This window comes from Isoptericola chiayiensis (genome assembly GCF_013149805.1).
GTDB classification, from domain to species: Bacteria; Actinomycetota; Actinomycetes; order Actinomycetales; family Cellulomonadaceae; genus Isoptericola; species Isoptericola chiayiensis.
In genome coordinates, this window is sequence record NZ_JABEZT010000001.1 from 255921 (window position 1) to 268987 (window position 13067).

General features: G+C 74.2%; 11 protein-coding genes. 7 read left to right on the plus strand and 4 right to left on the minus strand.

Features of this window, described 5'->3' with window-relative positions; translation table 11 throughout:
• Nucleotides 1-135: 135 nt before the first annotated feature.
• From HDG68_RS17500 to HDG68_RS01060, 3 genes are all read left to right on the plus strand, one after another.
• Complete coding sequence (locus HDG68_RS17500; protein ID WP_172148442.1) at nt 136-2364, plus strand: N-acetylmuramoyl-L-alanine amidase; 2229 nt, start codon at nt 136-138, stop codon at nt 2362-2364.
• Nucleotides 2365-2439: 75 nt separating this feature from the next.
• Nucleotides 2440-3792: an LCP family protein gene (locus HDG68_RS01055; protein WP_343037356.1), complete on the plus strand. Its 1353-nt coding sequence runs from the start codon at nt 2440-2442 to the stop codon at nt 3790-3792.
• Nucleotides 3793-3796: 4 nt separating this feature from the next.
• Complete coding sequence (locus HDG68_RS01060) at nt 3797-5146, plus strand: LCP family protein (protein WP_172148444.1); 1350 nt, start codon at nt 3797-3799, stop codon at nt 5144-5146.
• A gap of 46 nt (nt 5147-5192) precedes the next feature.
• Here HDG68_RS01060 and purE read toward each other — a convergent pair whose 3' ends face one another.
• The gene (purE, locus tag HDG68_RS01065; protein ID WP_172148446.1) at nt 5193-5711 is read right to left on the minus strand and encodes a 5-(carboxyamino)imidazole ribonucleotide mutase; all 519 of its coding nucleotides are present in this window, start codon (nt 5709-5711) and stop codon (nt 5193-5195) included.
• Nucleotides 5711-6937: a 5-(carboxyamino)imidazole ribonucleotide synthase gene (locus HDG68_RS01070; RefSeq protein WP_172148448.1), complete on the minus strand. Its 1227-nt coding sequence runs from the start codon at nt 6935-6937 to the stop codon at nt 5711-5713. Before HDG68_RS01070 ends, purE begins: the two co-directional genes overlap by 1 nt.
• Before the next feature lie 69 nt (nt 6938-7006).
• On the opposite strand from HDG68_RS01070, the gene HDG68_RS01075 reads away from it, so the two are divergent.
• Nucleotides 7007-7498 carry a GtrA family protein gene (locus HDG68_RS01075; RefSeq protein WP_172148450.1) on the plus strand — a complete coding sequence of 164 codons (492 nt, stop codon included), beginning with the start codon at nt 7007-7009 and terminating at the stop codon, nt 7496-7498.
• Nucleotides 7499-7501: 3 nt separating this feature from the next.
• Here the strand turns inward: HDG68_RS01075 and HDG68_RS01080 are convergent, their stop codons facing one another.
• A complete protein-coding gene (locus HDG68_RS01080) occupies nt 7502-8848 on the minus strand; it encodes a HAMP domain-containing histidine kinase (protein ID WP_172148452.1) in 1347 nt (448 codons plus the stop codon).
• A gap of 6 nt (nt 8849-8854) precedes the next feature.
• A complete protein-coding gene (locus HDG68_RS01085) occupies nt 8855-9541 on the minus strand; it encodes a response regulator transcription factor (protein ID WP_172148454.1) in 687 nt (228 codons plus the stop codon).
• Nucleotides 9542-9683: 142 nt separating this feature from the next.
• On the opposite strand from HDG68_RS01085, the gene HDG68_RS01090 reads away from it, so the two are divergent.
• Genes HDG68_RS01090 through HDG68_RS01100 form a run of 3 tightly spaced genes read left to right on the plus strand, consistent with a single transcriptional unit; the run spans nt 9684 to nt 13038 of the window.
• Nucleotides 9684-11066, plus strand: coding sequence for a sensor histidine kinase (locus HDG68_RS01090; RefSeq protein ID WP_172148456.1), 1383 nt, complete (start codon nt 9684-9686; stop codon nt 11064-11066).
• Complete coding sequence (locus tag HDG68_RS01095; RefSeq protein ID WP_172148458.1) at nt 11063-11752, plus strand: response regulator; 690 nt, start codon at nt 11063-11065, stop codon at nt 11750-11752. The genes HDG68_RS01090 and HDG68_RS01095 overlap by 4 nt, the downstream gene beginning before the upstream one ends.
• 17 nt (nt 11753-11769) lie before the next feature.
• Nucleotides 11770-13038: a hypothetical protein gene (locus HDG68_RS01100; RefSeq protein WP_172148460.1), complete on the plus strand. Its 1269-nt coding sequence runs from the start codon at nt 11770-11772 to the stop codon at nt 13036-13038.
• The last annotated feature ends 29 nt before the right edge of the window (nt 13039-13067 follow it).

Here is a 13067-nt window from a genome sequence, read left to right on the forward strand (position 1 = left end):
GACAGGTGCGGCGGCATGACGTCCGGGTGAACTCTCCGCCGGTCCACGGACGCGACAGGTCCGACATTCCGCTCCCGTCCCGAGGTGTCGCACGTCGACCTGCGCACTCGGTTGCCCGGTCGTACCGTGCCTCACGTGACGCGTACCACAGCTCCGCGAGCAGTCACCGCCGGCGTCGCCGGGGTCCTGACCTTCGCCCTCGTCCTGCCGGCCGGCGGCGCCGTCGCCGCACCGTCCGCCCCGTCCGGCCCCACCACCACGGGGACGGCGGAGACGACGCACGTCCCGGCTGCCGCCGACCAGGATCCCGAACCCGTCGCCCCGGAGTCGTCCGAGGCCGAGTTCGTCGAGTCCGACGACGCCGCCGGCGACGAAGTGCCGGCGCACGAGCACGAGCACTCCGAGTCCGAGGGCTCGGAGTCCCCGTCCGCCGAGCCCGACTCCGAGGCGACGACAGAGCCGTCGGGAGAGCCGTCGGGAGAGCCGTCTGCCGAGAGCGAGTCCGAGGCCGCGCCCGACGAGTCGTCGACGCCCGACACCGCTCCCGGTGGCGAGGAGGTCCTGGTCGCCGACGCCGCGGTCACCGGGTTCGGCGTCGTCGGCGTGACCTGGTCGGGAGACCTCACCGACGAGCACGCGCTGATCGTGCACGTTCGCACCACCGAACGTCCGGACCCGGCTGCCGACGACCCGTCGTGGAGCGACTGGGAGGAGATCGCCGTCGAGCCCTCGCCGCGCGGGCGACTCGACGGCACCGAGCCCGTCGTCGTCGGGGACGTCGCGCACGTCCAGGCACGCGTGTCCGGCGAGGATGCCGCGGACATCCGCGGCCTGGAGCTCACCGTGATCGACCCGGGGACCTCCTCCGCCGACGACGACGTGCCGGTCCCGCCCGAGGAGACCTCGCCGAGCGGGTCCGCCGTGGCGGCCATGCCCGTCGCGAGCCGGCCCGGCATCGCGTCCCGGGCCGACTGGGGCGCCGACGAGTCGATCATGACCTGGACGCCGCGCCAGGGAGACGTGCGCGGTGCCGCGATCCACCACACCGCCGGCACCAACGGCTACAGCCGCTCCGACGTGCCACGCATCATCCGCGGCATCTACGCCTACCACGCCCAGACCCGCGACTGGGGCGACATCGGCTACAACTTCCTCGTCGACCGGTACGGCCGCATCTGGGAGGGACGCGCCGGCGGGGTCACGCGCCAGACGACCGGCGGGCACGCGATCGGCGTCAACGCGACCTCGACGGGCATCTCGATGATCGGCAACTACGACGCCGTCCGTCCGACCACCGCGTCGATCTCCGCCGTCGTGCGGCTCGTCGCCTGGAAGCTGTCGCTGCACGACGTCCCGGCCACCGGCCAGGTCACGCTCGACGGCACCCGGCTCAACCGTGTCTTCGGGCACCGTGACGTCTCCTCCACCGCATGCCCCGGCCGGTACCTCTACCCCAAGCTCGGGGAGATCCGACGCCGCGCCCAGGCCGCCCAGGACCGAGCGGCCGCGGAACAGGCGCAGAAAGGCATACCGGACGGCACTTTCGTCCAGAACCCCAACGGCAATCTCGCGATGGTCGAGAACGGACGCAAGCACATCGCCTACTGCTCGGTCGTCCAGGAGTACGGCGCCAGCTGCGGCCGGGCCACCAAGGTGTCCCGGTGGCAGTGGCGCGCCTTCGAGCCCGGAGGCAGGCTGCAGCGCACCGCGATGCTCACCGACGGTCGCGTCTTCCGGATCGACCGTGGCAAGAAGCGCGAGGCCTTCGATGTTCTCTCGCTCGAAAAGGCTGGAAAGCTGACCAAGAAGGTGACTTTGGCGCCGAGCGCGGTACGGAAACTGCCGTACGGCAACCCCTTCGTGCGCGCCGGCGTCGTCGTGGTCAACCGCACCAACGGCAACCACCGACTGGTCACCGCGGGCAACAAGCACGGCTACATCAACAAGTACCTCCTGCGGCGAACACCGCTCGGCGACCTCGACACGGGGTACTTGGATGGTTCGAGCGTGTCGCGCATGCCGAAGGTCGCCAAGACCTCGGGCGTCGTCAGCCGCCGCAACGGCCGCGACTTCCTCATGACAAGGCAGGGGCTGTTGCGGGTCGACCGGAGCGGCGACCTCCGAGGCGGCACGACCACACAGCACTGGAGCAAGGCGCTCATGAAGCAGTTCGACAGGCTGGGCCATCCGAATCCCGTCGTGGTGCGCGTGCGGAAGCAGTCCCAGTGGTACGTGCTGCGAGACGGTGTCCTGCGGCCCGTCTCCAAGGCCCGCGCGCGCCAGCTCAACGGCGGCAACAACCCTGACGTCCAGGTGATCCTCAAGGTCACGAAGCGCCAGTTCCCCGTGGGGTCGCGCCTCTGACCCTCACAACTCCTCTACGTCCTCGGCCCGCCGACGGCGCAGTCCGGCAGCACTGAGCATCTATGCTCACCTACCGTGAGTGACCGCCCTGCCCGCCACGCCGCGCCGCGCCGCGACCCCGCCAAGGGTCCGTCGCACGCGCGCGACCTGGGGCGGCGCTCGGTGGCGCGGGTCGTCGGGCTGGCCATGACGGCCGCGCTGGCGTTCGTCACGGTCGGCGCGGGCACCGCTGCCCTGACGCTGACGGGCAACATCACCGCGGTGGACGCCGAAGCGGCGCTCGGGACGGACCGTCCGACGAAGGAGCCACCGGCCGACCCGTCCGCCGGGGAGGCGCTCAACATCCTGCTGCTCGGCTCGGACTCGCGGGGCGGGGCGAACAGCGACGTGGTCGACGACGGCACGGACGGCGCGCGGTCCGACACGACGATGATCATGCACATCGCGGCGGACAGATCGCGTGTCGAACTCATGTCGATCCCCCGCGACACCACCATCGACGTGCCCTCGTGCCCCACCTCGGCCGGGGAGACGACGCCGGAGATGTACGGCGTGAAGTTCAACTCCGCGTTCGCCCAGGGCGTCCTGTACGGCGACGACGTCGAGTCCGGCGCGCTGTGCACGATGAAGACCGTCGAGACCATCACCGACGTCCGCATGGACGGGTTCGTGGTGGTGGACTTCTCGGGCTTCGAGGCGATGATCGACGCTCTCGACGGCGTGGAGATGTGCATCCCCGAGGACATCGACTCCCCCAAGGCGGACAACCTGGTGCTGTCCGCGGGCGTGCAGTCCCTCGACGGCGAGACGGCCCTGAAGTACGCCCGCGCCCGCACGGGCCAGGGGCTCGGCGACGGCTCCGACATCGGCCGGATCGGTCGCCAGCAGGAGCTGATGGCGGCGCTCGCCCGGACGGTGCTCGGCCAGAACCTGCTCACCGACTCCCCCCAGCTGCTGCGGTTCCTGGACGCCGTGACCGGGTCGCTGACGATGAGCAGCAACTTCGCCTCCGTCCAGGGACTCGCCGGGCTGGCGTACAGCGTCCGCGGGCTGCGGCCTGACACCATCGCGTTCATGACGGTTCCGTGGCAGTACGACCCGTCGAACCCCAACAACGTCGTGCTCACGGAGGAATCGGTCCAGGTGTTCGACAACCTGCGCAGCGACGTCCCGCTCAGCGACGTGATCGAGCCGGAGCCCTCGGCGTCGCCCGAGGGCGGGTCGTCCGGGGACGACGAGCAGACGTCGTCGGACGACCCGACCGACGCGGGCGGCGACGCCTCGGCCGGCGGCGACGCCGGCGACGGATCCACCGACGCGGGCACCGCCGAGGCGTCCGAGCCCGAGCAGTCCCCGTCGCCCACCCAGACCCGCGACGCCGGTGAGGAAGCCTTCACCGGCGCGGACGTGACCTCGGTGTGCGGGTGATCGCATGAGCGACGAGCGACGCATCCCCCCGAGCTTCACGCCCGCCGGCGGCGGCTCGTCGCGCCCCCGGCAGGACGGCGACGCCATCTCCGTCGGCGGTTCCGACACCCCGGCCCGCCCCTCGGGCCGGGTCGGCCGGCGGGACGACGCCGTCCCGATGGAACCTCGTGAGCCACGGGTGCGCCGGCAGTCGTCGCGCGAGATCCCCGTCACGCCGCAGCGGAGGTCGGCGACCCCGCAACGCAAGCCCCAGTCCTACGCGCCGGCCGTCGGGTCGACCCACCGTGCCGCCGAGCGTCAGCCCACCCGTCCCCCGTCGCAGCAGCCCCGACGCGCGGGGGCGGCACCGGCACAGCCACGTCCCGCCCCTGCCGCAGCACCGCCGTCGGGCCGGGACGGCGGTTCGGGCGGCATCCGCATCCGCAAGGGCCGCGTCGCCGCGCTGGTCCTCGCCCTGCTCCTGGTGCTGCTGCTGGCCTGGCCCGTCGGGCTCCTGATCTGGGCGAACGGCAAGATCCAGCACACCGAGGCGCTCTCCGGCGCCGAGGGGACCTCGGGCACCACGTACCTGCTGGCCGGTTCGGACGCCCGCGGCTCGGGCGGGATCGACGACGGCACCGCCGGCGCCCGCACGGACACCATCATGGTGCTGCACCAGCCCCGCAGCGGTCCGACGGCGCTCATCTCGATCCCGCGCGACACCTACGCCGAGATCCCCGGCGAGGGTGCGAGCAAGATCAACTCGGCCTACGCCTGGGGCGGTCCCCCGCTCCTCGTCGAGTCCGTCGAACAGCTGACCGGCCTGACGGTCGACCACTACGCGGAGATCGGCTTCGGCAGCCTCCAGGAGATCGTCGACGCCGTCGGTGGCGTCGAGCTGTGCCTGGACTACGACGTCGACGACAAGCGCTCGGAGCTCGTGTGGGAGGCCGGCTGCCACCAGGCCGACGGCGCGACGGCCCTGGCGTTCTCGCGGATGCGCTACTCCGACCCGAAGGGTGACATCGGCCGGGCCGAGCGCCAGCGGCAGGTCATCGCGGCCACGGCCGACAAGGTGGTCCAGCCGAGCGTGCTGCTCAACCCGATCGACCAGGTCCAGCTCGTCGAGGCGGGCACCGACGCGCTGCTCGTCGACGAGGACACGGGCATGATCGACCTCGGCCGGCTCGCGCTGGCGTTCAAGTCCGCCACCGGCCCGGAGGGCGTGACCGGCACCCCGCCGATCGCGGACCCCGGGTACAACCCCGGTGGCGGCGTCGGCTCGACGGTGCTGCTGTCCGACGACGCCGACCAGTTCTGGGTCGACGTGCGCGACGGCGAGCTGGAGCCCGGCAGCACCGTCGGCGGGCTCTGAGCGGACAGGGCTCTGAGCGGACCGGGCGAAGAGCTCGGGGACAGGCTCAGTGCCCGGCGCGGGACGCCCGCAGCCGCTCCCCCTTGGCGTGCGCGACGTCGCGCAGGTTCTCCTGGAAGGCGACCATCCGCTCGCGCAGCGCCAGCGACTCGTCGTCGACGCCCGCCCCGAGGATCTGCGCGGCGAGCAGGCCGGCGTTGCGGGCCCCGCCGATGGACACGGTGGCCACGGGCACGCCGGCGGGCATCTGCACGATCGACAGCAGGGAGTCCATCCCGTCGAGGTGCTTGAGCGGCACCGGGACCCCGATGACGGGAAGCGGGGTGACGGCGGCGAGCATGCCGGGCAGGTGCGCCGCTCCCCCGGCGCCGGCGACGATCGCCCGCAGCCCGCGACCGGCGGCCTCGCGGCCGTAGTCGATCATCTCGGTGGGCATGCGGTGGGCGGAGACGACGTCGACCTCGTAGGTGACGCCGAGCTCGTCGAGCGCGTCGGCGGCGCCCTCCATGACGGGCCAGTCGGAGTCCGACCCCATGACGATCCCGACGGCGGGTGCGTTGCTCATCAGTCCTCCAGGTTCGCGGGGTCCTCGCCGCGCAGGAGCGCGGCGGCGGTGCGGGCACGACGGCGGACCTCGTCCAGGTCGTCGCCGCTGACGTTGACGTGGCCGAGCTTGCGGCCGGGGCGGATCCCCTTGCCGTACAGGTTGACCCGGGCCTCGGGGACCTGCGTGCCGACGGCGGGCAGCGCGTCGGTGAGCCGGTCCAGCCCCGACCCGAGGACGTTGGCCATGACGGTCCAGCGGGCCACGGGAGCGGTGTCGCCCAGCGGCAGGTCGAGGACGGCGCGCAGGTGCTGCTCGAACTGGCTGGTCACCGCGCCGTCGATGGTCCAGTGCCCGGAGTTGTGCGGACGCATGGCGAGCTCGTTGACGAGCACCTCGCTGGTGCCGTCCACGCCGACCACCTCGAACATCTCCACGGCGAGCACGCCGGTGACGTCGAGACCCTCGGCGATGCGCACCGCCACGTCGCGGGCCCGTCGCGCCAGGGTGTCGTCGAGGCCCGGGGCGGGGGCGACGACCTCGGCGCAGACCCCGTCCCGCTGGGTCGACTCGACGACGGGCCAGGTCCGCACCTCGCCGGAGGGCCGGCGGGCGACGAGCACGGCGAGCTCGCGGGTGAACGGCACCTTGGCCTCGACGAGCAGCTCCGGTCCGCCGTCGAGGTGCGCGGCGACCCAGTCGTCGACCTGGTCGGCCGCGGAGACGACGCGCACGCCCTTGCCGTCGTAGCCGCCACGGGCGGTCTTGACCACGGCGCGGCCGTCGTGGGTCGCGTCCAGGAAGGCCCCCAGCGCCTCGCGGGCGGCCGCGACGTCGGAGGGCAGCGCGGTCCAGCGCGGGCACGGCACGCCGAGCTCGGTCAGGCGCCGGCGCATCACGATCTTGTCCTGGGCGTGCACGAGCGCGTGCGGTCCGGGGTGCACGGGGGTGCCGTGGGCGGCGACGTCGCCCAGCAGGGCGTTCGGCACGTGCTCGTGCTCGAAGGTCAGCACGTCGGCGGCCGCGCCGTCTGCCGGGGCCACCAGCGCGCGCACCGCCACCTCGTCCGCGGCCGCGCCCACGGGGGCGTCGACGACGACCTGGGCGGCCGACGTCGTCGGCCCCTCGACCAGGACGCGCAGGTGCACGCCGAGCTCGGCGGCCGCGGGGGCCATCATGCGGGCGAGCTGGCCACCGCCGACGACGGCGACCACGGGGGACTCGGGGAGGGATGCTGCGGACGTCACGGGGTACGAGGATACCGGCCCGCCCCGCGCGGGGCGGTCGCGGACCGCACGCCGGATAGGGTGGCCGCCATGTCCCGTGCCCCCGCCCCCGCGGCCCCCCGGCCGCGCGCGTGGCCCGTCCGGTTCGTCGCCGCCACCTGGCGGCGCCGGGTCGAGCTGCTGCGCTTCGGGACGGTCGGCGGGCTGGCGTACGTGGTGAACCTGGCCGTGTTCAACCTGCTGCTGCACGGACCGGCGCCGTTCGACGTGCTGTCGCACAAGCCGGTCACCGTCAACGTCGTCGCGGTGGCGGTCTCCACCGTCGTCGCCTGGCTCGGCAACCGGTACTGGACCTTCTCCGCCGGGCGCACGACACGCCACGTGCGCGAGCTGATCGAGTTCGGGCTCGTGAACGTCGGCGGTCTGGTGATCTCCTCGGCGTGCCTGGCCGTCTCCCGGTACGTGCTCGGGTTCGACTCGATCCTGGCGGACAACGTCGCCGCCAACGGCGTCGGGCTCGTGCTGGGCATGATCTTCCGGTACGTGATGTACCGCGGCGTGGTCTTCCGCGGGGACCGCTGAGGCTCAGTCCTCGGGGTGCATCCACCCGCCCCGGCGACGTCCGCGCGAGGAGATCGTGGTGCCCGGGGGCAGCACGAGCCGGGGGTCGAGCGTGCGCGGGACCCGGGCGAGGAAGACGCGGAACACCGGTGGGCGGCGCTGCGCCAGCTCCAGCCGTCCGCCGTCGGCGGCCACCAGGTCGCGCGCCAGAGCCAGCCCGAGACCGGTGCTGCCCCCGGTGGACTCGCCGCGCTCGAAGATGCGCGGCGCCACCTCGTCGGCGACCCCCGGCCCCTCGTCCGTCACCTCGAGCGCGACGGTGCCCTTGGGGCCGGACAGCTTGGACCGCACGGTGGTGGTGCCGTCGCCGTACTTCAGGGAGTTCTCGAGCAGGGTCGCGATCACCTGGGCGAGCGCACCCGGGGTGGCCAGGACGCGGTGGTCCTCCGCGACGTCGACCACCAGCCGGCGACCGGCCTGCTCGAACGTCTCGACCCACTCCTCGTGCTGCTGGCGCACCACGTCGAGCAGCACGATGGCCTCCGTGGTGCCACCGGCCGACCGGCGCGACGTCGCCAGCAGGTCGTCCACGACCGTCACCAGCCGCTCGACCTGCTCCAGGGAGACGCGCGCCTCCTCGACGACGTCGTCGTCGTCCGAGGTCAGCATGATCTCCTCGAGCCGCATCGACAGGGCGGTCAGCGGGGTGCGCAGCTGGTGCGAGGCGTCCTGCGTGAACTGACGCTCGGCGGCCAGCCGTCCCGCGAGCCGGTCGGCGCTGCGGGCCAGCTCGGCGGCCACGAGGTCGATCTCCTCGACGCCGGAGGGCTCGAGGCTGGGGCGCACCTGGCCGGAACCGAGCTGCTCGGCGGACGCCGCGAGGTAGACGAGCGGCGCCGAGAGCCGGTTGGCCTGCCACACCGCCATCGCGACCCCCGCGCCGATGGCGACGAGCCCGGCGACGACCACGAGCGCGACGATCTGCGCCGACTTGACCAGCACCGCCCAGGAGGAGACCTCCAGGGACACCCAGGCGCGGCTGTCCCCGGCTTCCGCCGCCTTGACGATCGTCGGCGGCTCGACGGTCTCGCCGAAGGTGAGCTGCTCGCCGTCGGGCAGGCTGACCGTCACACGCGCGGGCAGGTCGCCGGCGCGTCCCTCGGAGGCGCGCTGGAGCTGGTCGTCGGTGGGTCGCTCGCCCGTGCCGACCACGCGGTCGACGGTGTTCGCCAGGGTGGTCGCCCGGTCGGAGATGCGCTGCTCCTCGATGGCGACGACGTAGCGGGCGCCGAAGAGCCCCAGCGGCACGCCGAGGAGGATCACCGCGACGGCCACCGCCGAGATCGTCGCCAGCAGGACGCGACGGCGCACCGCAGGTCAGGCCTGCTGGCCGAGCTCGAACCGGAAGCCGAGCCCCCGGACCGTGGAGACGTAGCGCGGGGAGTTGGCGTCGTCGCCGAGCTTGCGGCGCAGCCACGACACGTGCATGTCGAGCGTCTTGGTCGAGCCCACCGGGTCGGAGCCCCACACGTCGCGCATCAGCGAGTCGCGCACGACGACGGAGCCCGCGTTGGCGACGAGGACCTTCAGCAGGTCGAACTCCTTGGTGGTCAGGTGCAGCTCCCGCTCGCCCTGGAACGCCCGGTGCGCGGCGACGTCGACGCGCACGTCCTGGGCGCGCAGCTCCTCGTCGTCCGTGGCCTCCCCGTGGGTGCGCCGCAGCAGGGCCCGCACGCGCGCGAGCAGCTCGGCGAGACGGAAGGGCTTGGTGACGTAGTCGTCGGCGCCGGCGTCGAGGCCGACCACCAGGTCGACCTCGTCGGCACGCGCGGTGAGGACGAGGATCGGCGTGCTCAGCCCGCGCCCCCGGATCTCGCGGGCGACGTCGAGCCCGTCCACGTCGGGCAGTCCGAGATCGAGGACCACGATGTCCGCGTCACCGGCGTGATCGATCGCGCCTTGACCAGTTCCTTGCACGACGACGTCGTAACCCTCACGTGTGAGAGCCCGCGCCAAAGGCTCGGCAATCGCCGGGTCGTCCTCGGCCAGAAGTACGTGGGTCATTCCCTCATGCTAGCGGCAACACGCCTGCTCCCGGCACCGCACGACACGACGCGGACATCACCCTGAGGTCGCATGTCAGGTGCGCCGTCGTCCCACCCCGGACGGACGCCGGCGCGGCACCCGCCTGCCTACGCTGAGGCCCATGACCTGGTTCGCACGCGCCACCCGGTGGCTGGAGAGCCACCGGTTCGCCGTGGACGCCACCGGGGCCGCCCTCTTCGCCCTCGCCGCGGCCGTCCTGGCCGCCGACGCCGTCGGGTACGCGAGCGGCGAGCGCCTCGCGCCCGCCCTGTGGTCGGTGGCGCTCGCCGTGCCGCTCGCGTGGCGGCGCACCCGGCCCGTCGTGTCGGCCGTCGCGGTGTACACGGTGGCGCTGGCTCACCTGGTCACCGGGTATCCCCTGCTCCTCCCGGGCGACCTCGCCGTCCTGGTCGCCCTGTACTCCGTGACCGTGTACGGCCCGCGCTGGGCGCACCTGACCGCGATCGCCGCGACGGGCGTCGGCTGCCTGGCGTTCGTCGCCGTCACCGCGTGGTCGTTCGCCGGTGCGGGGTTCGGCACGAGCTTCGCGGACCTGCTGCCCAGCGCCGTGTTCCTGGGTGCGATCGCGCTCGCGGTCTGGGCCTTCGGGCTGACACGCCGCTACCGGCGGGTGACCGTCGAGGCCCTGCGGGACCGCGCCGGACGCCTCGAGGTCGAGCGCGACCAGCAGGCGCGGATCGCCACCGCCGCCGAGCGGGCCCGGATCGCCCGCGAGATGCACGACATCGTCGCCCACTCGCTGTCCATCGTCGTCGCCCAGGCCGACGGCGGCCGGTACGCGGCCGCGGACGACCCGCAGGCCGCCGTGCGCTCGCTGGGCGTCATCTCCGAGACGGGCCGGGCGGCGCTGGCGGACATGCGCCGCCTGCTGGGCGTGCTGCGGGACGACGACGGCGCACCGGCCCCGCACCCGGCGGCAGGGGTGGCGATCTCCGCGGCGCCCCGACCCGACGCGCCGCCCGGCCCGGCATCCCACCCGGCACCCGACCCCGCGACCGGCGCGACGGCGCTGGCCGGACGCGCGCCGTCGTCGGGCGCCGCCCCGCTGACCCCGCAACCGGACGACGCGGACCTCGAGTCGCTGACCGCGCAGGCCCGCGCGGCGGGCTCCCGCGTGTCCCTGGTCCGCGTGGGCACCCCGCGCCGCCTGCCGCCCGGCGCCGGGCTCACGCTGCACCGGGTGGCGCAGGAGGCGTTGAGCAACGTGCGCAAGCACGCGGGCCCCGGTCCGGGTGTCACCGTCGTCGAACGCTGGCAGCCGGAGGCGGTCGTGCTGGAGGTCTCCGACGACGGTCGCGGCGCCGCGGCCGGGACGGGGCGGGCGGGCTACGGTCTGCTGGGGATGCGCGAGCGGGCGGCGATGTTCGGCGGCACCGTGACCGCGGGCCCGCGTCCTGGTGGCGGCTGGCGGGTACGGTTCACGATGCCGCTGCCGTCGGGCCCCACCGACGGGCCCGCACCCACCCCCGAGGAGCCCGCATGAGCGAGACCCACCCCGGCCCGGTGCGGGTCGCGCTCGTCGACGACCAGCAGCTCGTGCGCGCCGGGTTCCGCATGGTCATCGACTCCCAGCCCGACCTGACCGTCGCCGTCGAGGCCTCCGACGGCGCCCAGGCGCTGCGGCTGCTCGCCGACCACCCGGTCGACGTGGTCCTCATGGACGTGCGCATGCCCACCATGGACGGCCTGACCGCGACATCGCACCTGACCGCCGCGCCCGACGCGCCGCGCGTCGTCGTGCTGACCACCTTCGACCTGGACGAGTACGTCCTCGAGGCGATCCGGGCCGGCGCCTCGGGGTTCCTGCTCAAGGACGCCCCGCCGGAGGAGATGCTGGCGGCCGTGCGCACCGTCCACCGCGGCGACGCCGTCATCGCGCCGTCCTCGACGCGGCGGCTGCTGGAGCACCTGGTCACCGCGCTGCCGACGTCGGCCCCGGCCACCGACCCCCGGCACACGGCGCTGACCGGGCTCACCGACCGCGAGCGCGAGGTGCTCGTCCTCATGGCCCGCGGGCTGTCCAACGGCGAGATCGCGGGCGAGCTGTTCGTCGCGGAGGCGACGGTCAAGACGCACGTGGGCCGGGTCCTGGCCAAGCTGGACGCCCGCGACCGCGTGCAGGCCGTCGTCGTCGCCTACGAGACGGGCCTGGTCCGCCCGGGCGGCTGAGGTTACCCTCGGCGTCCGTGAGCATCCCCACCACGGCCATCGAGCCGCGCTTCGTCGAGCCGGACGGTGCACCCGTGGCGTTCCGTGCGGCGCGGGACGTCCTCGTCGGGCTCGCGTCCGGTGCCGGTGCGACGCTCGGGCTGGTCGTGGTCGTCGGCCTCGTCGTGGAGGAGGTGCTCGTCGGTCATGCCCTCGCCCCGGCGCTGGACCTGCTCGCGCGGCGCGGTGGCGCCGTCGTCCTCGCCCTGGGTGCGCTCCTGGTCGTCGGCTGGCCCCTGGTCGGCGCGCTGGAGCGTGCCGTGCTGCTGCGCCGGCTCGAGCGGCGCCTGGAGGCGGACCCCCGGGCGGTGGCGCTCGGCTCCGTCGTCGAACGGGTCGCGACGGCCCCGTCCCACGTCGTCGGACGGCTGGTCGCGTTCCTCGGCGTCGCCGCGGCGGGGCTGGGGATCGTCCTGGCGTTCGTGGCGATGTCGGGCGCCGACGAGACGGCCCTTCCGCTGCTGGGCTTCGCGTCCGCCGTCGTACTGTGGCTCGCCGTGCGCGTCCCGCTGCGGCGTGCGACCGGGCGCTGGGAGGAGCGGGTCGACGAGTTCCGGCGGCGGCGCGACCGGTGGGCCGAGGCCGCGCGGACGTCGCTGGAGCGGCGTCGCCGCGAGGCTCCCCGGGACCCGGGCCCGCAGCGCCGTGCGCCGTGGTCGCGAGCGCTGGGAATCGTCTCGGGCGTCGCGGCCGTGCTGCAGGTCCTCGCGGTGGCGCTGTGGTTCGTGCCGGTCCGGGTGCGCTACCGGTGCCGCACCTGCGAGCCGCGCACGTTCGGACCGGTGGGCGAGGAGCGCATGGACGCCCTGACCGTCGGCACGACGGCGTTCCTCGCGGTGGCGACCGTGCTCCTGGTCCTCGTCCTCGCCGCACGCCTGCTCGACCGGGTCCGCCAGGACCGCGTCGTCGCACGCTGGGCCACGACCGGACCGTGGGACGTCCCGGACGCCGTCGCCGAGGACCTGCTGGGACGCCGTGCGGCCACCTCGACCTCCGTCCGCGTCCTGGCCGGCCTCTGCCCGCTCGTGCTCACCGTCCTGGTGGCCGCGACAGACCCGGATCTCGCGCTCCCGCTACCGGCACCGGCGTGGGCCGCTGCCCTGCCCGCCGTGGCGCTGGGGCTCGCGCTGGTCACCGCGCCCGGCGCGCACCGGCGTCGTGCTGCGCTGCGGCACGCGCTCCTCGCCGGCGACGACGTGACCCCGCAGGCCGACGTCGACCCCGAGGACGCCCGGACCGGCGACTGAGGGTTCTCCCCGGTCCGGGGTCATCCCAC

Coding starts and splice junctions, on each gene's coding strand:
- HDG68_RS01090 (WP_172148456.1), top strand. CDS start 9,684: ATGACCTGGTTCGCACGCGCCACCCGGTGGCTGGAGAGCCACCGGTTC.
- purE (WP_172148446.1), bottom strand. CDS start 5,711: ATGAGCAACGCACCCGCCGTCGGGATCGTCATGGGGTCGGACTCCGAC.
- HDG68_RS01075 (WP_172148450.1), top strand. CDS start 7,007: ATGTCCCGTGCCCCCGCCCCCGCGGCCCCCCGGCCGCGCGCGTGGCCC.
- HDG68_RS01060 (WP_172148444.1), top strand. CDS start 3,797: ATGAGCGACGAGCGACGCATCCCCCCGAGCTTCACGCCCGCCGGCGGC.
- HDG68_RS01085 (WP_172148454.1), bottom strand. CDS start 9,541: ATGACCCACGTACTTCTGGCCGAGGACGACCCGGCGATTGCCGAGCCT.
- HDG68_RS01095 (WP_172148458.1), top strand. CDS start 11,063: ATGAGCGAGACCCACCCCGGCCCGGTGCGGGTCGCGCTCGTCGACGAC.